The 24,664-nt window shown below is 37.4% G+C and carries 29 protein-coding genes; 13 read left to right on the forward strand and 16 right to left on the reverse strand.

Annotated elements, in window-relative coordinates; translation table 11 throughout:
* Positions 1-9 precede the first annotated feature (9 nt).
* The gene (locus TYM08_RS08245) at positions 10-339 is read left to right on the forward strand and encodes a beta-lactamase hydrolase domain-containing protein (RefSeq protein ID WP_422382497.1); all 330 of its coding nucleotides are present in this window, start codon (positions 10-12) and stop codon (positions 337-339) included.
* On the forward strand, positions 336-773 hold the full coding sequence (locus TYM08_RS08250) for a YiiD C-terminal domain-containing protein (protein ID WP_422382498.1): 438 nt from the start codon (positions 336-338) through the stop codon (positions 771-773). The genes TYM08_RS08245 and TYM08_RS08250 overlap by 4 nt, the downstream gene beginning before the upstream one ends.
* 24 nt (positions 774-797) lie before the next feature.
* Here the strand turns inward: TYM08_RS08250 and TYM08_RS08255 are convergent, their stop codons facing one another.
* Genes TYM08_RS08255 through TYM08_RS08265 form a run of 3 tightly spaced genes read right to left on the reverse strand, consistent with a single transcriptional unit; the run spans position 798 to position 1,998 of the window.
* Positions 798-1,259, reverse strand: a complete 462-nt coding sequence (locus TYM08_RS08255) for a GNAT family N-acetyltransferase (RefSeq protein ID WP_422382499.1) — start codon at positions 1,257-1,259, stop codon at positions 798-800.
* Positions 1,260-1,688 carry a DUF1801 domain-containing protein gene (locus TYM08_RS08260; protein ID WP_422382500.1) on the reverse strand — a complete coding sequence of 143 codons (429 nt, stop codon included), beginning with the start codon at positions 1,686-1,688 and terminating at the stop codon, positions 1,260-1,262. It abuts the gene before it with no gap.
* 4 nt (positions 1,689-1,692) lie between these two features.
* Positions 1,693-1,998, reverse strand: a complete 306-nt coding sequence (locus TYM08_RS08265) for a DUF1330 domain-containing protein (protein ID WP_422382501.1) — start codon at positions 1,996-1,998, stop codon at positions 1,693-1,695.
* 241 nt (positions 1,999-2,239) lie between these two features.
* Here TYM08_RS08265 and pheS point away from each other — a divergent pair, with 241 nt between their 5' ends.
* From pheS to TYM08_RS08280, 3 genes are all read left to right on the forward strand, one after another.
* Positions 2,240-3,256, forward strand: a complete 1,017-nt coding sequence (pheS, locus tag TYM08_RS08270; protein ID WP_422382502.1) for a phenylalanine--tRNA ligase subunit alpha — start codon at positions 2,240-2,242, stop codon at positions 3,254-3,256.
* Positions 3,257-3,267: 11 nt separating this feature from the next.
* The gene (gene pheT, locus TYM08_RS08275) at positions 3,268-5,649 is read left to right on the forward strand and encodes a phenylalanine--tRNA ligase subunit beta (protein WP_422382503.1); all 2,382 of its coding nucleotides are present in this window, start codon (positions 3,268-3,270) and stop codon (positions 5,647-5,649) included.
* Between the two features lie 104 nt (positions 5,650-5,753).
* Positions 5,754-6,212 (forward strand): DUF6174 domain-containing protein, encoded by a 459-nt coding sequence (locus TYM08_RS08280; RefSeq protein ID WP_422382504.1) that lies wholly within the window; start codon positions 5,754-5,756, stop codon positions 6,210-6,212.
* A 5-nt stretch (positions 6,213-6,217) separates the two neighbouring features.
* On the opposite strand, the gene TYM08_RS08285 is transcribed toward TYM08_RS08280, so the two are convergent.
* The 6 genes from TYM08_RS08285 to TYM08_RS08310 all read right to left on the reverse strand — a co-directional run bounded on the left by TYM08_RS08285 (position 6,218) and on the right by TYM08_RS08310 (position 10,367).
* Positions 6,218-7,384 (reverse strand): glutathionylspermidine synthase family protein, encoded by a 1,167-nt coding sequence (locus TYM08_RS08285; RefSeq protein ID WP_422382505.1) that lies wholly within the window; start codon positions 7,382-7,384, stop codon positions 6,218-6,220.
* A complete protein-coding gene (locus tag TYM08_RS08290; protein ID WP_422382506.1) occupies positions 7,385-7,996 on the reverse strand; it encodes a DUF1190 domain-containing protein in 612 nt (203 codons plus the stop codon).
* 24 nt (positions 7,997-8,020) lie between these two features.
* Positions 8,021-8,422, reverse strand: coding sequence for a DUF350 domain-containing protein (locus tag TYM08_RS08295; protein WP_422382507.1), 402 nt, complete (start codon positions 8,420-8,422; stop codon positions 8,021-8,023).
* Between the two features lie 15 nt (positions 8,423-8,437).
* On the reverse strand, positions 8,438-9,103 hold the full coding sequence (locus tag TYM08_RS08300) for a YjfK family protein (protein WP_422382508.1): 666 nt from the start codon (positions 9,101-9,103) through the stop codon (positions 8,438-8,440).
* A gap of 170 nt (positions 9,104-9,273) precedes the next feature.
* Positions 9,274-9,966: a PspA/IM30 family protein gene (locus TYM08_RS08305; protein WP_422382509.1), complete on the reverse strand. Its 693-nt coding sequence runs from the start codon at positions 9,964-9,966 to the stop codon at positions 9,274-9,276.
* The gene (locus TYM08_RS08310; protein WP_422382510.1) at positions 9,963-10,367 is read right to left on the reverse strand and encodes a DUF2170 family protein; all 405 of its coding nucleotides are present in this window, start codon (positions 10,365-10,367) and stop codon (positions 9,963-9,965) included. The genes TYM08_RS08305 and TYM08_RS08310 overlap by 4 nt, the downstream gene beginning before the upstream one ends.
* Before the next feature lie 136 nt (positions 10,368-10,503).
* Here TYM08_RS08310 and TYM08_RS08315 point away from each other — a divergent pair, with 136 nt between their 5' ends.
* A complete protein-coding gene (locus TYM08_RS08315) occupies positions 10,504-10,776 on the forward strand; it encodes a DUF6471 domain-containing protein (RefSeq protein ID WP_422382511.1) in 273 nt (90 codons plus the stop codon).
* A gap of 16 nt (positions 10,777-10,792) precedes the next feature.
* Here the strand turns inward: TYM08_RS08315 and TYM08_RS08320 are convergent, their stop codons facing one another.
* The 6 genes from TYM08_RS08320 to TYM08_RS08345 all read right to left on the reverse strand — a co-directional run bounded on the left by TYM08_RS08320 (position 10,793) and on the right by TYM08_RS08345 (position 16,844).
* Complete coding sequence (locus tag TYM08_RS08320; protein ID WP_422382512.1) at positions 10,793-11,200, reverse strand: YkgJ family cysteine cluster protein; 408 nt, start codon at positions 11,198-11,200, stop codon at positions 10,793-10,795.
* Position 11,201: 1 nt separating this feature from the next.
* Positions 11,202-12,536, reverse strand: a complete 1,335-nt coding sequence (locus TYM08_RS08325; RefSeq protein ID WP_422382513.1) for an MATE family efflux transporter — start codon at positions 12,534-12,536, stop codon at positions 11,202-11,204.
* 58 nt (positions 12,537-12,594) lie between these two features.
* The gene (gene folK, locus TYM08_RS08330) at positions 12,595-13,083 is read right to left on the reverse strand and encodes a 2-amino-4-hydroxy-6-hydroxymethyldihydropteridine diphosphokinase (RefSeq protein ID WP_422382514.1); all 489 of its coding nucleotides are present in this window, start codon (positions 13,081-13,083) and stop codon (positions 12,595-12,597) included.
* Between the two features lie 6 nt (positions 13,084-13,089).
* Positions 13,090-13,485 carry a dihydroneopterin aldolase gene (folB, locus tag TYM08_RS08335; RefSeq protein ID WP_422382515.1) on the reverse strand — a complete coding sequence of 132 codons (396 nt, stop codon included), beginning with the start codon at positions 13,483-13,485 and terminating at the stop codon, positions 13,090-13,092.
* A complete protein-coding gene (gene tsaD / locus TYM08_RS08340) occupies positions 13,482-14,510 on the reverse strand; it encodes a tRNA (adenosine(37)-N6)-threonylcarbamoyltransferase complex transferase subunit TsaD (RefSeq protein ID WP_422382516.1) in 1,029 nt (342 codons plus the stop codon). Before tsaD ends, folB begins: the two co-directional genes overlap by 4 nt.
* 174 nt (positions 14,511-14,684) lie before the next feature.
* Positions 14,685-16,844 carry a beta-propeller domain-containing protein gene (locus tag TYM08_RS08345; protein WP_422382517.1) on the reverse strand — a complete coding sequence of 720 codons (2,160 nt, stop codon included), beginning with the start codon at positions 16,842-16,844 and terminating at the stop codon, positions 14,685-14,687.
* 93 nt (positions 16,845-16,937) lie between these two features.
* On the opposite strand from TYM08_RS08345, the gene TYM08_RS08350 reads away from it, so the two are divergent.
* A complete protein-coding gene (locus tag TYM08_RS08350; RefSeq protein WP_422382518.1) occupies positions 16,938-18,221 on the forward strand; it encodes a retropepsin-like aspartic protease family protein in 1,284 nt (427 codons plus the stop codon).
* Between the two features lie 10 nt (positions 18,222-18,231).
* On the opposite strand, the gene TYM08_RS08355 is transcribed toward TYM08_RS08350, so the two are convergent.
* Positions 18,232-19,575: an anthranilate synthase component I family protein gene (locus tag TYM08_RS08355; RefSeq protein ID WP_422382519.1), complete on the reverse strand. Its 1,344-nt coding sequence runs from the start codon at positions 19,573-19,575 to the stop codon at positions 18,232-18,234.
* A 110-nt stretch (positions 19,576-19,685) separates the two neighbouring features.
* On the opposite strand from TYM08_RS08355, the gene TYM08_RS08360 reads away from it, so the two are divergent.
* The 6 genes from TYM08_RS08360 to TYM08_RS08385 all read left to right on the forward strand — a co-directional run bounded on the left by TYM08_RS08360 (position 19,686) and on the right by TYM08_RS08385 (position 24,648).
* Complete coding sequence (locus TYM08_RS08360; protein WP_422382520.1) at positions 19,686-20,546, forward strand: alpha/beta fold hydrolase; 861 nt, start codon at positions 19,686-19,688, stop codon at positions 20,544-20,546.
* A 2-nt stretch (positions 20,547-20,548) separates the two neighbouring features.
* Positions 20,549-21,091, forward strand: coding sequence for a disulfide bond formation protein B (locus TYM08_RS08365; protein ID WP_422382521.1), 543 nt, complete (start codon positions 20,549-20,551; stop codon positions 21,089-21,091).
* 189 nt (positions 21,092-21,280) lie between these two features.
* Positions 21,281-21,724, forward strand: coding sequence for a type IV pilin protein (locus TYM08_RS08370; protein ID WP_422382522.1), 444 nt, complete (start codon positions 21,281-21,283; stop codon positions 21,722-21,724).
* A 1-nt stretch (position 21,725) separates the two neighbouring features.
* Positions 21,726-22,238 carry a pilus assembly FimT family protein gene (locus tag TYM08_RS08375; RefSeq protein WP_422382523.1) on the forward strand — a complete coding sequence of 171 codons (513 nt, stop codon included), beginning with the start codon at positions 21,726-21,728 and terminating at the stop codon, positions 22,236-22,238.
* Positions 22,238-24,022, forward strand: a complete 1,785-nt coding sequence (locus TYM08_RS08380; protein WP_422382524.1) for a PKD domain-containing protein — start codon at positions 22,238-22,240, stop codon at positions 24,020-24,022. The genes TYM08_RS08375 and TYM08_RS08380 overlap by 1 nt, the downstream gene beginning before the upstream one ends.
* On the forward strand, positions 24,022-24,648 hold the full coding sequence (locus TYM08_RS08385; protein ID WP_422382525.1) for a PilW family protein: 627 nt from the start codon (positions 24,022-24,024) through the stop codon (positions 24,646-24,648). The genes TYM08_RS08380 and TYM08_RS08385 overlap by 1 nt, the downstream gene beginning before the upstream one ends.
* Positions 24,649-24,664 lie beyond the last annotated feature (16 nt).

Consider the following 24,664-nt stretch of genomic DNA (forward strand, 5'->3'; position numbering starts at 1 on the left):
GTGAACAATATGAATATTGAAATCATAAACGATCAGTTTTCAGTAACGGCCCAAATAGAAGTTGAAGATTTAGAAAATTTACAATTAGAGGGGTACGATTCTATCGTATGTAATCGCCCTGATGATGAAGAGTCAGGACAGCCAAAAGCCTTAGAAATTAAAGAAGCTTGTGATGCATTAGGTTTGAAATTTTTACATATTCCTATGACAGCACCTATTTATAATGAAAAAGACAAAGTGCCATTTAATGAATTTTTAAGTGACTGTACAAAAACATTAGGGTATTGCAGAACCGGTCGACGTGCATTGGTATTATATAAAGGGGCGAATGATTTATGATTCCTACCCAGTTTGAAACTTGGCAAAAACAAATTCCCATGATTGATTTGATGGGGGTGAAACCTTTGTATACATCGGAATATGTGTTGGAAAATCAAGTAAAATTTGAGCCTAATGAAAATGAAAAACATTCAGTATTAGGTGGCAGTTTAACCTCAGCTTGCGCATTAAGTGGTTGGATGATTTGTAGTGGTTCATTTGAAAAATCAAGCGTGTCCATTATCAAGCAAGACAGTGAATTTACTGCGCCAGTTTCACGAGATTTTATTGTAAGGGTGACGGTTTCGCCAGATGAATTAGATGTAGTGAAGCAAAAAATGCAAGTTCGAGGAAGATCAAGTATGAAAGTTACCGCACAGGTGTTTGAGGTAGGCAGTCCAACCGTAGCGATGCAGGCCAATATGGTTTATGTAATTGAAAAATTTAAGAATTAATGTAATTAATGTAATTAATAGACATCAACTAATTTGAAATAGCATGCCTGTTTCATATTGGTTGCTGTCTTTTTTTATGGGCGTCCAGTTTAGTTTTTGTGCCAAGCGTAAACTGCCTATGTTGCCGTCGGCAATGAATATTTTAACTTTATTAAAATCAAAATCTGGTTTTAGTTGATCAATTGCCAGTTCACACATTTGTGTGGCAAACCCTTTGCCCCAAAATTTCTCTCGTAAAAAATAACCAAAATCATCCACGCCATCTGATTTTGCAATGCCGCAAAAACCAATTAATTCCAATGTGTCGGATGTTCTAAAAGTGAAGCGATACGGCTCATTAAAGGCATTTTCAAACCATTGTAATGCCTCATCATTCGATAATACTCTGCGTGGGCCTAAAAAATTCATGACGTTTTTGTTTTGGATTAAATCAAATACAGCGGGTTTATCATCAAGTGTTAATTTAGAAATAATAGGTGAATTCATTTAAATACCCAATAACGGTAGATGTTTAATATTGTGATAATTTAAAGCCAAAGCAAAACAATGACGTAATACATCTAAATCAATCGGCTGATTAATGTCCATAATTAACGCGCGATTTCCATCAAAATCAAGATTGATGGTCTGGCTATGAATTTCTTTTATGGATTCAACTAATTTACTTTTGCAGTTAAAAAACACATAACACTTATCGGGTGTTTTGGGTTTGAAATCAATACGGATGGTGCTGCCTGTTTTACACAAATAACTGGGCTCGCCCCATTTTAACGTTTCTTCCAATTTTTGAATGCCTAAATCGTTTGCCGCAATAAAAACTTGGTTACGAATGACGTCCATAATTAATTGAATGGAAGTAGGGTAGCTGTCCCATTTTTGTTGCACGTCTTTTGGTTTTTTAGTTTGAGTGATCATAGAATTAATCGTCCGTAGAATATAAAGCAATAACCGTTTTGCTTGATACGCTTTTATCAAAATGTTGTTCGCGTATTGTTAAATAGTCAGCACTGCTAAAAAAATCGTCCATCACCTGTTTAGAATCAAAACTAAGAGTGAAAACACGATTGATCGGCTCATCCGTTTTTGAGCGTAACACCTCTGCAATTTTAAAATCAAAACCAAAAGATCCGCCAATTGAAATCAAAAGTGGCTCCATGGCTTCGCGGTATTTTTGGTATTCAGTCTCATCGCTGACTTGAATGCCCATTATTCTTTCATATGACATAAATTGTCCTGTGTTTTTCGCGTTAAATGCATTTAATTGCTGGCTTTGTAATAACCAATTTTAAAGATGTTTACTTCGAAGGCAAGCCATCAACCCCAATGGGTTAATTTAACTCTTTTTTCACAATGAGCCCAATCATTCAAAAGATTCCCTTTCTAAGGCCAAGGTTAACTTTCAATTGTGTCCATAAAAGACTAAAATACTGCCTTTTTAATTTTTGTTGCTAAGGCCAAACTCCATCATGGAAAATCTTGCTGAATTAGTTGCTCAAGCCAAACTAGCCGTGGACGCATCTACTGACGAACAGTCTTTAGATCAAGTACGCGTATCGTTTTTAGGTAAAAAAGGGCAAATCACGGCGTTGTTAAAGACGTTGGGTAAATTATCAAACGAAGAGCGTCCGGCTGCGGGCGCTAAAATCAATGAAGCGAAAGAAGCGGTGGCTGAGTATTTAAATACTCGTAAAACATCGTTAGAAAACGCGAAATTGGACGCTTTGTTGTCTTCTCAAACCATTGATGTGACGTTACCTGGTCGTGGAGAATCAAACGGCGGGTTGCATCCTGTTACCAAAACCATGGAGCGCATGGTGTCGTTCTTTACAAGTATGGGTTTTGAAGTGGCACATGGTCCTGAAATTGAAGACGATTATCATAACTTTGAAGCGTTGAATATTCCTGATCATCATCCAGCACGTGCTATGCACGATACGTTCTATTTCGATCCTACTACATTGTTGCGTACTCACACTTCTGGCGTGCAGATTCGTACGATGGAATTAGGCGAGCCACCATTTGCTATTGTGGCGCCTGGTCGTGTTTATCGTTGTGATTCTGATTTAACGCACACGCCTATGTTCCACCAAATGGAAGGGTTGTTAGTTAAAGAAAATGTCAGCTTTGCTGAATTAAAAGGCACCATTGAAGAGTTTCTTCGTGTGTTTTTTGAAAAAGATTTACCTGTTCGTTTTCGTCCGTCTTATTTCCCATTTACTGAACCGTCAGCAGAATTTGATATTGCCTGTGTGAATTGTTCAGGTAAAGGCTGTCGTATTTGTTCTCAAACCGGTTGGTTAGAGTTAGGCGGTTGTGGCATGGTGCATCCAAATGTATTGGAAAGCGCAGGCGTAGATAGTAAGAAATATTCAGGTTTTGCTTTTGGTTTAGGTATCGATCGTTTTGCAATGTTGCGTTACAACGTAACCGATTTACGTACTTTCTTTGAAAACGATCTTAAATTCCTTAAGCAATTTAATTAATAGGGCCGCATATGTTATTTAGTGAAAAGTGGTTAAGAGACTGGGTTAACCCAAGTATTTCCGCACAAGAATTAATGGATCAAGTCACAATGGCTGGTCTTGAAGTAGATGGATCTGAGCCTGTAGCGGCGGGTTTTAACGATAAAATAGTTGTCGGTGAAATCTTAACCGCGCAGCCTCATCCAAATGCAGACAAGCTACAAGTGTGTACGGTTTCAAATGGTACGGACACGTTACAAGTTGTGTGTGGTGCACCTAATGCACGCGCGGGTATTAAGGTTGCGTTTGCACAAATTGGTACCGTCTTTTTTGAAGATAATTTCAAAATCAAAAAAGCTAAACTGCGCCAAGTTGAATCATTTGGTATGTTGTGTTCTGAAAAAGAATTAGGGTTAAGCGACAGTCATGACGGCATCATGGAAATTGCGCAAGATGCGCCACTAGGGTTAAATATTCGCGAATATTTAGATCTTGATGATATTTCTATTGAAGTGGATTTAACCCCTAACCGAGCAGATTGCTTAGGTGTGTTAGGTTTAGCTCGTGAAGTAGGTGTCCTAAATGAAATGATAGTGACACAACCTGAGATTAATCCGGTTGCGGCACAAATTGATGACACGTTTGCAGTTAATGTGACTGCTGAAGAAAACTGCCCGAACTATGTCGGTCGTGTTATTAAAAATGTTGATGTAACAAAAGCATCGCCATTATGGTTAAAAGAGCGTTTACGTCGCAGTGGCTTACGCTCAATTGATGCGGTTGTGGATGTCACAAACTATGTATTAATTGAATTAGGTCAACCGATGCACGGTTTTGATTTAGCACAATTAAACGGCTCAATTAATGTACGTATGGCAGACGGCGAAGAAAAAATCGTGTTGTTAGACGGACAAGAAATTCAGCCACGTACTGATACCCTTTTAATTGCTGATGACAATGGTCCATTAGCATTAGCCGGTATTATGGGTGGCCAACACTCAGGTGTGAGCGAAACAACGAAAGATATTTTCTTAGAGTCTGCGTTTTTCACACCTAAGTTAATTGCGGGTAAAGCAAGATCTTACGGTTTGCACACGGATTCATCTCATCGCTTTGAGCGTGGTGTGGATTTTAAATTGCAACAAACCGCGATTGAACGTGCGACTCAGTTGTTATTAGACATCACAGGTGGCCAACCGGGTCCATTAGTGATTAAAGCATCTGACACTCACATGCCAAAAGACAAGCAAGTAGTGTTGCCAAAAACAGCAATCAAACGTTTGTTAGGTGTTGAATTGGAAGAATCGGTAACTGAAGGTATTTTAACCCGTTTAGGTTTGACGCTTTTAGAATCAAATGACACGCAATGGACTTGGGATATTCCAAGCTGGCGTTTTGATATTTCGATTGCTGAAGATTTAATCGAAGAATTAGCACGTGTATATGGCTATAACAACTTGCCAGTAACCGTGCCTAATTTAGCATTAGAGTTACCGAGAAAACCAGAAACGACATTAAGCTTAAATAGCATTCGTGGGCAGTTGGTAGCAAAAGGTTATCAAGAAGCCATCAACTACAGCTTTGTTGATGAAAAAACACAATCAATGATCGAGCCTGAATTTGAATCGGTTAAATTGATTAACCCAATCAGTTCTGACTTAGCCGTCATGCGTACGTCGTTATGGACAGGGTTAGCTAAATCATTACAGCACAATTTAAATCGTCAACAAGATCGTATTTTGTTTTTTGAAACGGGTTTACGTTTTAGAAAAGACGGCGATAAAATCTTGCAAGAAAACGCAATTGCAGGTATTGCATACGGCGCGAAATACGACAAAAACTGGTTTGAAACCGGCGAACAAATAGATTTCTTTGATGTGAAAGCGCACTTAGAGTCAGTGTTAGATTTAGCCATTGGTGTTGAATTTACCTTTGTACCAGGCAAACATCCAGCGTTGCACCCAGGTCAAACTGCTCGCATTGAAAAAGACGGTAAGTTAGTGGGGTTAATTGGACAGTTACACCCAGCGATTCAAAAACACCTTGGCTTAAAACAAGCTGCGTTTGTATTTGAATGTTTGATTGATTTAATTACTGAATCTAAATTGCCGCAGGCAAAACCATTATCTAAATTCCCAGCATCTAAACGTGATATTGCGGTTTTAATTGATGCAGCAACGCCAATTCAAGACGTGCTAGACAGCATTAAAGGGCAGTCGGGAGAGAACTTAGATAATCTATCGATCTTTGATTTGTATCAAGGTGAAGGCATTGAACCTGATAAAAAATCAGTGGCAATGAGAATGTCTTGGCAGCATCCAGAGCGTAGCATGATTGATGATGAAATTAATGAGATTATGCAAAGCATTGTCGAAACATTAATTAGTCGTTTTGGTGCGGTTTTACGAGGTTAAAATTTAAAACGATAAGGTGATGTAAAAGTCATTATTTTAAAATTGTAAAAGGCAGGATAATCTATTATTCTGCCTTTTTTTTAAATCAATTTAGGTGTGCGTCAATGAATATTTTATCATTTTTCAAACTAATATTATTATTGGTTGTTGCTTTAAGTGTGACAAGTTGTCGTTATATTTTAACTTCTGATTTAAAAGAAGAAGTTGAAAAATTAGACGCTGCTAAAATATTGTGGAGTCAAAAAAATACGGGAAGTTATCAATTTACTAAAACTTACGCTTGTTATTGTGATGCGGTAAGTATTACTATTTTTGTTGCAAATAACCAAGTAAGTCAGGTGATTGATGCAAATAACGGCGAGATGCTTTCATTGGATTCTGCAGATACAATAGATGAAATTTTTAGTTGGATTGACAAACAGCTTTCTGAGATCCCTTATCCAAGTAAATTTGATGTAATTTATGATGAAGAAAATGGCTATCCTGTAAGTATTTATAGAGACACAGATGAAAATGCCAGCGATGATGAGACTAGTATTTCGATCACTGAATTTTCATTTTAATTTTTTTATAAAATAATATGGGGTAAAAAACGGCTCATGTCCTGAGTGATTTTATCTTTGTCTTCACGAATACAGATGCCTGCACTTTGGTTGTCTACTAACCAACTGCCAACCAATGTGTAGTTGTCACCAAACATCGGCAGTTCATGAAAAGCCTGATAAATAAATCCTTCTTCGCCATATGGGCCGTCTGAATCACTAATTACTTCAGAATTTTCAATAATAGATATGTTCGAGCCTTCACGGGAAAATAAAGGTTTGCGCACCCATTTTTCACCATTATTATTTGCTGCAAAATCTTCTTCGAAAAATGCAGGTAATAAATTAGCGTGGTTAGGATAAAGTTTCCAAAGCATAGGTAGTAATGCTTTGTTTGAAAGGATGCTTTTCCAGGCGGGTTCTAGCCAAATGGTTTTTTCTCTTAATAAAAATTCACCAAATTCTTCACGATACATAAATTCCCAAGGATATAATTTAAACATCCAATTTATGACGCGATCATCTAAATCTGTAAACTCACCTTCTGGGCTGATGCCGATATCTTCCACATAAACAAAATAATGTTTAATGCCTGCCTCGGTTGCGCAATCTTGTAAATATTGAACCGTACCACGATCTTCAATGGTGCCTTTGCAACAAGCAAAATGAAGTGATTGTTGTGGATAAAAAAGTGCCATTTCTTTAAATCGATTAACTAGTTTTTCTTGCAAGCTATTGAACTGATCGGCGTTTCTGGGAATGTTGCCTGCGTCGACTTGTTGTTCTAACCAAAGCCATTGCCAAAAACCAGATTCGTATAAGCTAGTAGGGGTGTCTGCGTTATTTTCTAAAAACTTAGCGGGCTCTTTGCCATTATATGCAAAATCAAAACGAGAATATAAACTGGGTTCTTGGCTGTCCCAAGATTTTCTAACCATTGGCCAGTATTGTTCAGGTATGGCAAATTTCTTTAGTAATTGGTCATCCTTAACTACCACATCCACAACTTGTAGGCACATTTGATGAATTTCTTCTGTGGGATCTTCAATGCCTTGTTCGATTTGTTGCAAAGAGAATTGATAGTAAGCAGATTCATCCCAATAGCGGTCACCATACATAGTGTGGAATTTAAAACCAAATTCCTCGGCTGTTTGTGTCCAGTCTTTTCTTTCTTCTATTGGGATGCGAATCATTTATCCGCCCCAACTGCTTGAGGATTTTTTAGAGCTGCCCCAGCTAGATTTACTAGATGAGGTTGAGCCAAACCCACTTCGCTTAATTGTGCTTGTGAGTTTTTCGCTGCTTGACTTTACTGTGCTGGAAGGCACTTTTACATTTTTTAAGTTAAAGTCCCCTAAAATGGAGCCATTACCTAAACGGTATGAATTACGGTAGCGTGAATCATTTCCGTAATAGCGATACACTGGATTATTAGAGCTGAATCGATTTGAGATTACTTGAGAAACTAAAAAGCCACTCATAAAAGGAATGAATGATCCACCTGATGATTTACATTGATTGGCGCCGTAATCTTGTTCGCATAATTGTTGTGACGTAAAACGAGGAGCGGTTTTTGCCGCTTCTTCTACCGCACTTTTGTAAGCTGCTTGGCATTGTGCTTGAGATAGTTCTGTATTTGATACGCAATCATCTACACTACTTGCTACGTAGGCTTTTTCTTTGCTGCTTCCAAAAGTTGAAATTAAAAATGCGCCACTTGCTATGGCAAGAACCAAAGGTTTAAACCCCGGTGAAGAAACAAATTTGCGCATTTTGTCTAATGATATATCTTCTGATCTTTTCATTAAAATATCCTCAATGTCTGTTTATTAATAGCTCATACAAGCCGCATTTAATAAACCAACAGCAACGTTAACTGCAGCCAACATTACACCAGCACCAATTTCATTGTTTTCAATGCGTGTTACGATTTTAGGCATAAACACTAAACGAACAATATAAAAAGCAGCAGTTTGTGCAATAAGTGCAACGCCTGTCCAAATTAAATAATCAGTGAATGAAACCGAATTTGAAATGGTGCCTGATACTGCCAAAGCAAAGCCTAAAATTGCGCCGCCAAAACCAATGGCTGCTGCAATATTTTTTTCTTCCTTAATTAATTTCCATTCATCATGCGGGGTGATGAATGCGTAAACGTATTTAAAAATAATTAAAAACGCTAACGCTGAAAAAAAGTAAATAGCAAAATTGATAAGATTATTAATATCCATGAGTGACCCTTTTTATTAACCGTGAATTTTTATTTGTGTAGGAGAAAGCGACATGCCAGTACTGATAACTAAACAGCGCTCATATTGATTGTGTTTGTTGATTTTTTCTTCTGCTGATAAATACAATGCTTCAAAATCGCCAGTTTCTAATTCGCGTTCATACAGCATGGTAAATTGATCCGTTTGATCAAAATCATTGGCGTCAACTGATGTTGCGTCATAAGTTTTTTCTTGCATGGCAACTGGTTTATGGTAGTCACTTGTGGATGTCCACACTCGATTGTATGTATGTCCATTTAATTCATAACTGGCATTGCCCATTTTTTTGAATAATAACTCGTCCCAGTCAGATTGGTTTTCAATATTTAGTGTATCGAAATAATGAAACATTTTGACATCAATAACATGTTGTTCAGCGGTGCCACCTTCGGATACAACCTGCAAAAATCCTTCATCATCGGTGTAAAAACGAAAGATATGATTACCATCTAATTTAACATAACCCACCGCTTGAATAATTTGAGTAGGTGTACATTGATTGATCGTTAGGTGAGGTTCCAATAATTTTAAATGTAATGCGTCAATTTCAAAGCTGGCCTCTAAGCGTAATCCCATTATATGGGGGAATAGTCCGCGAGTATCTTCTTTTTCAATACGAAATAATTTTTTAAAAAATGACATGGTTTCTCCTTTTTCTATTGAACAAATTAGTCAATAAAATGATTTAAAATCTGTCGGATATCATACAGGATTAAGGTTTGATTGGAACTGATTAAATGTTGTAATGTTTATTATTTACACACAAAAACGCCGAATTAAATTCGGCGTTTTATTGGTGGTAAGCGAAGGCTTTACGCTTTCTTTTTTGCCAATAATTGAGCCAGTTTATCTTGGCCCGATTTAGGAGTATTACCAGAAAGACCAGCGGCTTTTAATTTATTATCTAAATCGCTGCCAGACTCTTCGTTTGCAAGTTCTTCTGCAGCTTCAAGCTCGGCACTGCGTTGGTTTTGCTTTTCTTTGATGCGTTCTAATGAATCAAGAGCGGTTTTGACTTTATTGTTCGCGCCAATATGGCGAGAAGATACTGCTGTTTGAGCACGTTGAACTGACTCAGTAGCTTTAACTTGATCAATCTGCTGTTCCATTTTACGCACATTGGTTTTTGCTTTTGCAATGTTCGCTTTTAATGTTTTTTCAGATTTTAAAAAGCTATCGCGAATTGACGTTTCAGTTTCAAGTGTCGATTCTAAATCGGTCACACGATCCGCACATTCTAAAGCTAAGTCGTTATTGCCTTGTTCGCTTGCTGTAATTGCGTGTTGCGTATAAGTGTCTACATCTGATTGAACAGATTTGATCTTTTGATCAGACAATTTACGTTTTGCCATAATACGCGTTAAGTTTTCATCACATTTTTGTAACTCAACTCGCGCATCGCGTAATTCTTGGTCCAAAATGCGAATAGCTTGTGTGTCCGCTACTGCTTCTAAACCTTCGTTTGTCGCACCGCGTAATGCGGTCCATAGTTTTCTTAAGCTCATGCTAATGCCTCTTGTTTTAGGTATTGACCATAGGTTTCTAAAAATTCACCAACGTTATCAAACAAGGTTTCAATTTCTTCGATAACAACTTCTGCTTTACTGTTAACCGATAACGATCCGAATGCCACGTAATATTCTTCGCCATCAATTGAGTGAATGCACACAGTGGTAAGTGGCATCAATTGGTGAGTGCGTAAAATAATATCGTTTAATGCATGGGGGTCGCTTACTAAGTTTTTTGGAAACAAGGTAGATTCAACAATCAATTGCGCTTCACCTGCATAAATAAAAGCATCTAAGCCTTCATCGTTTGAGATGCTTATGCAATCGCCTTCAGTCTCAATCACCCAGTTTTGATTTTCGTTTAGTAATTTAGCTAACGTTTCTTGGTTCCAATTCACTGTTTGGCTCCTTTAATTAAAAAATTGTGGAATATTGGTAACAAATCTAGCACTATAGTTATATAAGTCAAGAATTTATTTTCATTTTTATGTTAAATAACCCTTTTATGTGTCATATAGGTCACGGTTGAGTATTATGAAACACGAGCAAAGCATACATAACAAAAACGCCCTTAAACCTTATAAACAGGCGATCAGTCGATATATACGATCAGCCATGGTACTAAAGGGAATGAAATATGACCAGCTCTCAGAGCGATTGTTGGACAAAGGTATTGATTTAACCTCTGACAATTTAAGAAGCAAAGTCAGTAAGGGGATGTTTTCTGCAGATTTGTTGGTGGCGATCATTGATATTTTGCAAGTTGAAGAGGTGGCGATGAGCGAAATTTTAAAGTTGATTGATTAAGTCAAAAGCTCGCGCGTTATTTTAAAGCAGGACGAGAGTCACGCATTAAATAATCGAGTGCTTTTTGTGCTTTGGTTTGATCTAATAAGTCCACAGCTTCTATCATTTCGCAATCGTCGCGAATCATTTCATTAATGCTTGTTGGGTAGTGCCTGCAATCTTCAGGTCGATCGTAATAAATACTGCATGTATAGATCGATGGTTGATTTTGGTTTTTAATGTTTGGATTGGGTAATTGCTGCAGAAAAGGGCAGTAAGATAATTTCTCTCCAGATATTGGGTCGACCCAAATTTCACCGTTTAGGGTGTACTGTGCAATATGCGGTTGAAATATTTCCCACATTTTGATTTCTTCTTCGCTGGCATCTAACGCGCCGTCGGCGTATTTAATGCAACATTTGCCACATTGAGTGCAGTCTTTCATTTTACGCTTCTTTGTTGAAGGCTAATTTTAAGCGCCATAATAACCCAATCCAGGCCAGGGTTAATCCGCAAGTTAAACCCACCCAAAAACCTCTTACCCCAATATTAAAATCTGAAAAATACGTTAAGTAATAACCAAGTGGTAAAGCAATCACCCAAAATGCGACAAACGCAATGGCCATTGGCCAGTTGGTGTCTTGGTATGCGCGAAGTGCGCCTGTGGTAGTCACTTGTAAACAATCAATGACTTGAAATGCGCCACCAATAAATAAAATGGAGGTGCCCAAAGTGATAATGGCCGCTTCTTTACTGTATAACCCAATTAAAAATGGAGCGGATATAAAGTACATACTCATTAAGCTTAAACCTAAGATCAGGCTAATTAATAATGACATCCAAATAGTGCGTTTGGCTTGAGCAAAATCTTTTGCGCCTAAATGATGACTGATACGAATAGTCAGTGCCATCGACAAACTTAATGGAATCATAAACGTTACAGATATAATATTTAAAGCAATTTGTTGGCTGGCAACAATTTCATTGCCTAATTTTGCAATGAAAATAGCAATAAAGCTGAATGAGCTGACTTCTATTAAAAGTGAAAAACCAATGGGAGTCCCGATTTTAATGATTTGAAATAAGCTTTGAAAATCGGGCTTTTCAAACGTAAAAGGCACGTTGTCTTTTTTTAAATATACGATAAAGGCAAGTAACGTGATATTGGTTGCAATGCTACTTGCCACCCCGCAACCCACGCCACCTAATTCAGGCAAACCAAATAACCCAAAAATAAATACATAGTTTAATGGAATATTAATTAACGCCATAAACAATGACATGTACATAATGACTCGGGTTTGACCTAAACCATCACAGTACGCACGCATAAACTGAATAATAATTAATGCAGGAATACCGTATTTAAACGCATTTAAATAATCGTTAGCAATGTTTAAATCATCAATAGGGGTTTGAAAATATAACAGGACAGGTTTAAAAAATGACAGGGCTATGAACGACAAAGGAATTAATAAAATGGGTAAATACAAAGACTGGGTGAAAAGGGTAGCGATTTTATGAGTTTGCTTAGCACCAAATAAATTGCCAATTAACGCCGTAGACCCAATGCTGATACCCATAATAATTAATAAAATCGGTAACCAAAAACTGCTACCTAAGGCGACAGCGGTGACATGCTGGGCGCTTACTTGGCCTGACATCATGACATCTGCTACACCTAATCCCATTTGCGCTAATTGCGTAATAAGAATGGGCCATGCAAGTTTTGAAAGTGTGGAGAATTCTTTTTTATAACTTGAAAAAGATGAAGTGTTCATAATTAAATCGATGAATAAAAACAACAGTGTAACGAGTGATGGCTGTTTTTACGATCTTTTACAGAAATTCTATGCGAGATTTATGAGGGTAGTCCTTCCAGAGCTCTTTTGCAGATTGAGTTTTGCTGGGCAATATTAAGTCAGGTAAAAATTGCGCAAGTGGCCCTAACACATGGGCATTATAAAACACTTCTTTGCGCGGTAGGGTTAAATGAAAATAAGTACCTGCCCAGTTATTAAAGCTGATGATGTCGATGTCGCATTTTTTATTAAAACAGCCCGATGGATTACTGATAATACCAATAGATTGCTCAATGGATTTCATTTTTGTTTTTAAATCCACAACCGACAACTGCGTATGAATCGCGATAACCGCATTAATAAAATCCGCGCCATCAAATCCCACTGCTTTTGATTTAACGTATTTTGAAATCGTTAAATCAGCGTCCATTTGTTTAAGGGCTTGCAATCCTAGTTCAAGATTTAATTCAGGTTCGATATTGCTACCGATGCCTAATAATACAAAATGTTGAGAGTTGTTTTTCATAATGTCTTAATAATCAACTGCGTGACGAACGATTTTAATGCCGACGGTGTTGGCCTCTGGAATGATTCCGACTTTTGCGATTTTTAATTCTAATTCGTTAATACTGAATGTAGCAAAAAGGTGGGCGCAAATTTTTTCTGCTAAAGATTCTAAAAGATCATTATCTTGAGTATCGCTAAACGTTAAAATGGATTCACATAAACTGGCGTAATTCACCGTGTCTTTAATATCGTCTGACTGACTGGCCGCTTTAATATTATGAGTGACTTGAATGTCCATTTTTAATACTTGGCGGGTAAGTTTTTCCCAATCAAGCATACCAATGCGCGTCGGTACGTTTAATTGTTCAACAAATATAACGTCGTCACCAGAAGAGTTGAAGAAATGGTTAAATTGACTCATGACAAAGGCTCCAAAGTATCGATCGGCCAGCGAGGTTTGACATCAACAGACTGTGTGCTGGATTGCCCTGCGTTTAAACGAAGTGCGCCAGCAAGGGCGATCATCGCACCGTTGTCTGTACAAAATTCAGGACGGGCATAAAACAGTTTTGAGCGTTTAGACTGGCACATCGTCCCCAGTTGCTCGCGTAATCTGACATTGGCACTGACGCCGCCTGCAATCACTAATGTTTTGTGGCCTGTATGTTCTAATGCGCGTTTGCATTTAATGCTTAACGTTGAACAAACGGCGTGTTCAAAACCAAAGGCAATTTCTTTTTGGCATTGCTCGTCAAAAGTTTCGTTTTCAACTTCTTTTTTAATGGCATTTCGCACAGAGGTTTTTAAGCCTGAAAAACTCATGTCCATACCCGGGCGATCAATCATCGGTCTAGGAAAGGTAAATCGAGACGCATCCACACTTTGTGCAAGTTTGCTTAATAGTGGTCCACCAGGGTAGGGCAGTCCCATCATTTTAGCGGTTTTATCAAACGCTTCACCTGCGGCATCATCAAGGGACTCGCCTAAAATTTCGTATTGACCAATGGCTTTTACATCTACAAGCATCGTGTGACCGCCAGAAACCAATAACGCAACAAATGGAAACTCAGGCGGGGTATCTTCTAACATGGGCGCCAATAAATGGCCTTCCATGTGATGCACACCTAATGCAGGCACGCCAATACTTTTAGCAAAGGCAGTGGCAAAACAAGCGCCAACCATTACGGCACCAATCAGCCCAGGGCCTTGCGTGTAGGCTACGGCGTCAATGTCTTTTTTGCTTGTATTGGTTTGATCAAGAAGTTGATTGATTAATTGAGGCAATTTGATGATGTGATCACGCGATGCCAGCTCTGGAACCACTCCGCCAAATTCTGCATGCATTTTTATTTGAGAAAATAATGTATGGCCCACCAGCCCATTATCAGTGTCATACAGCGCAACACCGGTCTCATCACATGAGGATTCAATACCTAAAACTAACATCAAAACACCCTAATAAAATTTGGTGCGTATGATACAGCAGAACGCACAATGGCACTACAGACAATAATGTGTAGAAAAGGTAACTGAATATTATTTTAAAAATTGAAGAAGAGGGAGGGTGAAAAAAGGACTATTACCACCAGCCCCAATCCCGAGGCTGATGGTAACAAAGGGTTATTGTGCGCTTGAGTGAACGTCAGTGGTTTCTGAAAAATCTACAGAAAATACTTCACCATTAATTGCATAATGCACGGCACTGCCACGAATCACTGCACGAGACTGATAAACATCTCTTGGTTGATCCGTGACTTCAATTTCATTTACTTGAGTAATAGTAGCTGGTGAGGTTGAATAATCTACTTGAATTAACCAAATACCTGCCATATTTGTGTAATACGTCTCACTATTGACTGTCCAGTCATTATAACCCCAGCGCTGAATCGGAATGGCTATTCTGAATAATTGGTTTTCAGCATCATTAATGGAGGTGAATGCTTTGTAGTCCCATGTTGCAGGGCTGTAAGTTCTTGAGTCTAATTCGATGGTTCCTAGTACAGAAGAATCGGTACCTGTTTGATCGTAAAGCTCAATTTTTAAACGACGATCATCTGTTTGGCCTAAACCTACTGTTAATTCAGTGTCTTCGATATTGTGTAAATAGGTTGAAAAACCAGGTATTTCTAATTCAGATTCCATCCAAATATTACTTGGATCTGAAATATTAAATTCATATAAAGGATCAGAATTTAAATACGTCACAATTTGCACGCTGTTGCCATCAATGCGTGCGCTGAATATATCTTCACGCTCTTTACCAATCGCTTTTTCGCCTGCTTCAGGGTACACATCAAGTTGCGTAAACTCACTGCCGTTTACTTCAAAGTTACGAATGTAATGCTCTCGGTTGTTGCTGTTTTGTTCGGTTAAAATCAACGTTAATACCTGTTGCTCATTTAGGGTTTGTTCTTTGATTCTGAATTTAGAATCAATGCCCCAGCCTAAGCTGCCATCCGTATATAAGCTGCCAGTGTAGTTTAATGTGTTTAAATCAAATCGATCTAAATTGGTTTTGACGCGGTTGTCGTCGTTTCTCCAGTTATAATCTGTTGTTAAAAAATACACTGCTTCTTCATTCATATAAATAGAATGCATAGGTGCTAACGTACAAACCGTTTGGATGTTAGAAGGATCTGTTAAATCAATTTTGGTTAGATATGTAAATGTAATGCCCCAAGCAGGGCGTTCATCTTTAGGTAAAAGACAGGTTTCAATAGGTGATAATAATTGAGGTGCTTCATCGTTTAATTGAATGGTCCCCATTAACTTATTAGTTGGAATGCTGTTAAGGGCGTCTGTATTTAATGTGTCAGCAAATTGATAAAACTCATAAGGCGAACGACGGCTAACCACAAATAATTCATCATTTAATACACGGGTGTCCACAATATAACCATCCAGTTTAATGCTCCAGTTAGCTTGAGGATTAATTGGGTCCGAAACATCGATCATGTCAATGCCAGACTTGTTGTGCCACCAGCCATAGTTGCTGCGCATTTCGGGTAATTCATCGCTTAAGGAGGATAAAACCAATAAACCTGTATCATCCAATACGTCGTATAACCCTGACACATAATTAGAATACGGATTCAGTTTTGTGTTGGAAATAATCGCACTTGAGGCCGGTGTTTGAATCATTTCAAAAACTTTTAATTCACCTTCAGTGATATAAATGTCATCTAATTCCCAGCGGCCTTCACACCAATTATAAAAATAAGGCTCCGAAGTTTTAGAATCTATTTCAATGGTGTCTACTATGCTGTCTACTTGCACGGAAGGTTCAATAAAAAAGCCACCGTCAAAGTAATTATCTTGGCAGTCTTGTTTTTGCTTGGCTGTGTTTTCTTTCCACACATATTGGTAATCGACTTTAGGTTGTTTAGGTGTCGCTAAATAACGATTGTCGATGACTTTTACCCAATCAGACTCATCCACACCGTCTTCAATGGTGTTGGTTTCGCTTGCTTCAATGTTATCAGTTGCAGGAGCAGCAACAGCATCAAAATCTTGCACAGTCTGAACGCCAGCTTCTGCGCTATTAAGTTCATAGACAACATTGCGTTGTTGGTTTTCAAAATTTTTGGCTAACCAATCGATCACTTCACTTTGGTTGGCTTGGCAAAGTCCATTTTGCAGTGTTTGACTTTCACATTGTGTTGCAGCAGTAGGGGTATCATCCTCAATGTCAAACTCAGTGAAACATCCTGTTAATACTAAAGTGGATGCACAGGTCGCAAAAAGAACAGCAGTTGGTGTGCGTTTTGTTTTGTGTATCATGGTTTACTCGCGTTGATTGGAATTAAAGGTTAAATTATACCTCTAATATAAAAAACAAATGTAACGGTATTCTCAAAGTAACAAGGTAATTTCATGATTAAGTGGTTTTTAGGTTGTAGTTTGTTGGTTTCTATTTTTTTAAATATAGTGTTTGCTGTTGCATTAACGGATCAAACTAAAGTGGAGTCTGTTGATGTTCAATTTTCACAGCAATTTTCACAACAATATTCACAACAATTTTCACAGCAAGCGCAATCATTAAGTGAGCCAAATAAGCTAACTTTAATTGAAATTGAACCACTTAATTTGGCTGTTGAAAAAAAACAAGAAAACCAAATGTTGTTCGAGCAGGATCAATTAACTCAACTTATTGATCAATTCAATCAATTTTCTGATCAAAGTGATTGGCAAAATATGTTGGATACTCAACAAGCTTTATTTGAATTGGTTTTAAATGAAAATGATGAATTATTATCAAAAAAGGTAACGTCTTTAATTCATGCAAATTGGTTAAGTCAACTAACGCTGAATCAGAAATCTAATTTAAATGAAAGTTGGATCGATGCGATGTTGCAGTACATTGATCGTCAGCCTAATGATTTAGCTGTTGGGTATGTGTATGTCACTTATTTAATAGATGATGGGCAGTTTGACGAAGCTGTCAGTTATGTAAATTATTTAAAACAGGTTTCAACTAATAATATTGATTTAGAACAAATAACGCATGCATTTAATCAACTTGTCATTGATCAATTAAATGAATTGAAAGCTCAAACCAATTACACACAGGCGTTAAGTTTATTAAATGCCGTTTTGCAATATGAAGTATTAAATGTGCCCTTTTTGATTCAAAAAACCGATTTGCAAATTTTGTTAGGGGACTTTTTAAGTGCTGAGCAAACATTATCCATGTATGAATTTGAATCTGAATATCAAAATCAAGTGGAACAATTAAAATTACGTATTGCAAATGCACCCAAAGATCATTCTATAGCCCTTAAAAGTTACGGTGGGCAATTTATTGTAAATACAATCTTTGATGACGGATATCAAGAAAATACCATTGCATTATTAATTGATACCGGTGCGAGTATTTCTGTGATTAATGAACAAATCTTCCTGCAATTTGTGGATTCTCCAAATATTCGTTTTAGACAGAATATTTCTGTGGATACAGCAGGAGGTAAAGTGATAGCGAAATTGTATGACATAGAACGCATTAAAATCGGTGAATTTGAAGTATTACAAACTCAATTTATGGTATTACCCATGGCAATTGATAAACAATATCAAGGATTGTTAGGAATGAGTTTCTTGCGGATGTTTGATTTTAATATTGACCAAAAAACCGCAAGATTGCATTTGAAAGTGCTATAAATCCGTGGTGTTAAAATTTTAAAATACTGACTTTGGATAAAGACTCTTGATATTCATTTTCAGCAATTGATTCCATCACAATTCCTCCGCCTGCGTAACAGCGCAATTGGTTGTTATGATAAATAAAACTGCGAATTAATATATTGCTATGCAATTGTTTGTTTTGACTTAATGCAATCATACTGCCGCAATATAAACTTCTGGATTGATCTTCTAATTCATCAATAATTTGCATGGCGCGTTTTTTAGGCGCTCCTGTAATCGAACCTCCAGGAAAAGAATGTTTTACGACATCCATTAATGTAAATTTTTTTTCATCTAAAACCGAGCTTACTTGGCTAACTAAATGATGCACGTTACTGTATGAATGTACTTTGCAAATTTCAGGACATTTCACACTGCCAGTTTTTGCAGTTATGGATAAATCATTACGCAGTAAATCGGTAATCATGATATTTTCTGCGCGATCTTTTTCACTGCTGGCTAATTGCGATTTTAAAAGTGCATCTTCTATCGGGTCGGTTGAACGCTTGATAGTGCCTTTAATTGGGAATGTATTAACTTGACTGTCTTTAATTTGAATAAAAGCTTCAGGAGAATGGCAGCTTAACGTTAACTCGGGGGTCGTGATGAATCCACTAAATGGAGTTGGGCATTTGCGTTTGCGCGATTGATACAAAGCAAGCGTATCGAGATTATCAGTGTTAGTTTCCCAACATTGAGTGTAATTGGTTTGGTAGCAGTCACCGTTAATGATGTAATCTAAAATCCTTTGGATGTTGGAAATATAATCGGTTTTTTCAGTTAATGCTTGCCAATGAAATTCTGGTAATTGTTTTTTGTTATTTGCTTTTACCGTGTTAAAAATCGATTCGATTTTAAATTGTTTGTATTCGGAACAATTAAACCACAAATAGGACTTTTTTAATTGATGGTCATTAATGCAGGCCCAGTCATAAAACCCTAATTGCGCAAGGGGAGTATTAAAAGCGCGTGTTTTATTACTGGTTTTATTTAAAATTCGTTGCTGCCCTAAATCATAGCTTAAGTATCCAAGCCAACCACCAGTAAATGGAATTGTATTCGGATGAGTGTCCTGATATTCAAAACCATTTAAATAGTCAAAGATATCTTGTTGGATTTCATTGGATTGAATTAATGTTTGTTCGTCATTATAAATCTGTTCTAGTAACGGTGTATCAGAATTTAACGTGATGGTTTTAGTGGGTAAACCGCTAAACCAATCAAATCGTTCTTGTTGGCAGCTATCAAATAACATCGACCAAGCAAACTGGTTAAAGTGTGAAAAACGTTCTGAGATATCTGCCTGATAAGGCAATTCAATCAATGACATGGTAAAGTTCAAATTATTAAGTTGTGCGGTATTTTACCTAGTAGCGCAGCTTAGTAACAGCGAAAGTAGAAACGAATCTGTATCAATTGAAAATTAGATAAAGTGAATCAATGAAATCCACAAATAAACAAGTGACCCATGATGGTTATCATGTGTTTTATAAACGTATAGAATACTCAAATTTTGAAAGCATCAAACAGCCAAAATGTGTTGTATTGCTGCACGGTGCTGGGGTAGCTGGTGAGTTAACCTGGTTGTCTATATCAAGAATGTTAAAACAGTTTGATCTGTGTTTAATTCCTGATTTACGTGGTATGGGAAAATCATTTGCTATAGATGAGCAAGAGCGTGCATTTAGCATTAATCAAATGGTTATGGATGTTGCGAAAGTATTGCAGCAAGAAAATATACATGCAACTGATGTAGTAGGGTATTCATTAGGCGGTCTGGTCACAATGGAGCTTAAACGACAATTTTCAGATTTAATACATGATTTGGTGTTAATCGAGCCTGCCATGTTAGAGCGTGAAGATATTGAATTGTCTAAACAAATTCGAAATCAATATTCGATAGCAGCACAAAAAATGCGTGTCACTCAAACCATGACTGAAGGCGTTCGTTTTTTCATTGAAGCAGTGTCGCCAATACGAAATCGACCTGCAGGTGCGCAACTATCTATGGAAAAAAGATTATCAGCGCGCGCGGTTGGATTTTCTTATGCGTTGGATAGTGTAACCGAACACATGAATTCTCACGATCGAATGGAATTGTTAAATGAAATAACACGTATTGGGCACATAACAAGTTTAGTTGGCGCCAAATCACGTGAGACCATGCATGAGTTTCATGAAAATTTGCAAAGCAGGTTCAATAATTGGAAATATATAAATGTTCAAGGCTGTGATCATTCACTTCCTTATCAAAAACCGCGTAAAATCGCTCAACTTATTGATGAATCATTAAAGAGATGAATATGAAAACTCTACTTACCCACTTAGCGCAATCACGTTTATTCTGGTTGGCTGTATTTATTATTTGTGCCTGTCTTGAAGGAGGTGCGTTATATTTTCAACACGTTTTAGGAGTGAATGAGGACGGGCAAAAAGTATTTTATCAGCCTTGTGAACTATGTATTTACACGCGAGTTTGGTTGGCTTTAATTGCAATAGTTGCAATTATTGGAATGATAACCTGCAAAGCTAAATGGCTTAGACGAGCAGTTTTAAGTATTCAAACATTATTAGTAATTGGATTAAGTAATGAGGTATACAGTTTATTAAAAGTGGAATATCAATTTGGCGATGGTGGCAGTTGTAAATTCAGGGCGAATTTTTATGATTGGATGCCGTTAGATCAATGGTTTCCAAATGTATTTGAAGTAAAAGATATGTGTCAGGCAACCCCAGCCGTGTTTGGTTCTTTTACAATGGTACATGGACTGACTTTGGTCTGTGGTTTGTTGTTGAGTGTTTTTGTCATCAGCGCGTTTCAAGAATGGCAAAAATCCAAATCCTGAAACAAAGTGTGAGCTAAGTTCACAAAAAATGACGAATAATTCCGCTTAACGACAAAAGCCTAACATTAATACCGTTCACAAGATGGCTTGGTTTGTTAATATACAACTTGTAAGTACTGGGTGTAAGTACTGGGCGACATTAACTGATATAACGCCCTTAATTATTTTAAAACAGATTTAGGTGTAAAAATGAAAACAATAAATAACAATAAAGGGTTTACTTTAATCGAGCTAATGATTGTCGTTGCGATCATTGGTATTTTATCAGCAATTGCGGTACCTAGTTATACAGAGTATCTGGATGAAGGAAGAATTTCAGTTGCTCAAAGTGATTTAATTTCATTGTCTTCAGCAATTGAAAGTAAGTATCAAAAAACACTTTCATATTCAAGTACTTCTTTGGCGACTTTATCAGACATTAAAGGTGCGTTTACTGACTGGCAACCTGCCTCTAAGGATTTTGGTTTTGTTTTAACGTATACAGTTACTTCAGGTGTGACTACAGGTTATACATTACAAGCAACCAGCAATGCAGGCAGAACCAGTGGCTGTGTTTTGTCTTTAACAAATACCAATACTCGTACATTAAATACCGATGTTTGTAATGTGGGATCAAATAGTGGGTGGCTGTAATATGAACCAACTTCAATCAAATAAAGGGTTCTCCCTTGTAGAATTAATGGTTATTGTTGCAATAATGGGGATTTTGCTTGCTATTGCTGTTACTTCTTCGAAGTCATCATTTGATATCAACAAATTAAACGAAGCAGAGGCCAATTTTTCTCAAGCGATAAGTCGAGCTAAAGCAATATCAATACGAAATCAACATGGTGGTAGTGGAAATCAAATTACTGCAATTGTGTGCTTTAGTTCAAATACAATCTCAGTGAGGGAAGCAACAACAGTCGGCGGAGCATTTACTGCAGCGACGTGTAGTTCGGCATTGAATTGGTCAGGCACTATTGATGATGGTATTTCTGTTAAACATACCAAAGACTTAGATCAAGACTTTGGAGGGTTATGTTTTAATAATCGTGGTCGTATAGTTCGAATAGGTGACTGTTCTGCTGATGCATTATCTGAATATAATTTATTTTTATTCACATTAGCAGGGTCAGATGAAACTCTACAAGGGGCAATATTCTAATGAATAAATACAATTTAAAATCGTGCACAAAGCAAACAGGCGACTTTTTAATCGAGGCATTAATTTCCATTGTGTTTATGGGGATTGTTGTTATGGGAGTAACGTTTGTTTTAACTAAAAGTGCTTTAAATGCCGCTGAAACAAAAAAAAATATAGTTATTACAAATCAACTTAGAAATATATTACTCAATTCAAGCGCGGGTGGTAATAATTTATGTAATGGTGGGAGTGCTAAAGTAACGCTTCCTGGAGGAAAAGAATTTCCTGTTGATGTTGAAAATTGTAATCCAATATGGCCTGTTGAATTAGATGGGCCTGATGGAGAAAAAATACTCGTTCCTGTAAAAGCGCCATTAGTACTTGTTGTAAATATTGATGGTGATGAATATAAAGTTGGAGGTGAAAGTCTCGAAGAACAAGGAACAGGAACCTGGGTTGATACATGGACGCGCGTAAATAGTAGTACAGGTAATGGTGGTGGCAGTACAAATACTGATGTAGTAACTCAGACAGATAGTGAAACCGAAACAGAGGAAGTGACTGATACTCAAACAAATACAGAAACTCCGACTGAAACAGAAACAGTGACAGAAACTCCGACTGAAACTGAAACTCCGACTGAAACTGAAACTGAAGTTAATATAGCACCAGAAGCGAAATTTACATTTGCTCAGCGAGATGATGGTTCATATGCATTTGTTAATCAATCAACCGATTCAAATGAGGATCCATTGACATTTACATGGGCGGTAGATGGAGCAATAGTATCCAATGATGTGACATTAAGTAAAACATTCACAACAGGTAGCTATGTTGTGACATTGACTGCTTCTGATGGATTGTTGAGCGATGATTATTCATTCACAGTTAATGTAAAAGTGAATACACCACCTTTAGTGGGTATTGAAACATTTAATCTGGGTGACGGAAAATATACGATTAAAAGCACGTCAACTGATGACGATGGTGATACGTTAACGTACATTTGGAAAATTGATGGGGAGCAGGTCAGCACACTAGAAAGCTTTACCCAAGTACTCGAAGCAGGAACGTATGAAGTATTACTTACTGTTTCTGATGGTATTGAATCGGTTCCTGGGGGAACAACCGTTACTGTTGACGCACCATTAACTGTGAGTATAAATACTGTTACTTCTGATTTGGGTACTTATAATTTTACGGCAAATGTGTTTAATGAATCTGGTAATGCATTGACCTACGAATGGATTATTAATTATCAATACTCCTATGAACCAACTGCGCTATACACTTTTGATCGAAGTGGTGAATATACGATCAAACTAACAGTGAAAAGCGGAGCAGACTCAGTAACCGCAACTAAAGTGATTCAGGTTGATGGTCTAGATGCTCAAACTAGAGATGATGCAGAGGCTAAAATCGCAGAAGTCAAAGTAGCGTTAGAGGCATTAAATGCAAATATTACGAAATATGAAGAAGAAGCAGCGGCAATTAAAGTCGATGTAGTGACCATTCATAATAATAATGCTTATAAAAGTGGAGAAGGAACAAAAGATGCTCAATCTCAAGGTTATGTAGGAGATATTGACACACAAACTGGAGCGATTTCATTTGGATTATGGTTGGCAACTGGCCCCAATGAACAATCAATAGCAGCGTTTGATAATGGCCAATATGACAGTGCGCTTGCTCTGGCTACTACGGCTTTAGCTGAAATAGAGAAATTGAATACCTCATCTGCTACGGCAATTGCAAATGTGAGAAAAGTACTTACCGATATCAAAGCTTTATGGGGAGTGAATTAATGCGCCCGACCATTACAAAAACTCAGCAACAAGGCTTTAGCTTAATCAGTATGATGGTAGGAACCATCATATCAATGTTGACAATCGCAGCGTCATTTATCCTTTTTCAGCAAACTTCTAACAGAGCTAATAATCTAAATACAGATATGCAATTAGAAGGGCAAATGGCAACTATACTGACAACAATACAACTTGAAACTCAGTCAGCGGGCTTTGGTATCAATGATCCTATTTCTGAAAACGCAACGGGCGCTTTTTTTTCTAGAACTAATAGCGGGATGAGTGAAATATATTGGCGGTTTGTTGATGTAGGAGTTCAATGTCGAAGTTTCGTTGAAGTTCAAGATGGAACCACTGTTGAAATGCAATGGCGAGAGCCAGCAGATGCGACTCAGTGTACCGTTGATTCTAATTTTTTGACAGGCATAACAAGCTGGAAAGTGATAGAAATTGCTGCTCGTTTTGAGCGAACAACAGGTAGCTTAATTTCATTTAGTACATCTGATTCAAATTGCTGGCCATATAATCAGGGTATTGAAAGTTCGCACACAAAATTAACTGTAACTGGAACGAGCTCAGTTGAAAGTGAAACACATAGTTTCACATATTGTTTAACTAACTTATAAGTTAAGTGGAAGGTAT

Source organism: Marinicellulosiphila megalodicopiae (assembly GCF_045862395.1).
In the GTDB taxonomy this organism is placed as follows: Bacteria; Pseudomonadota; Gammaproteobacteria; order Pseudomonadales; family Natronospirillaceae; genus Marinicellulosiphila; species Marinicellulosiphila megalodicopiae.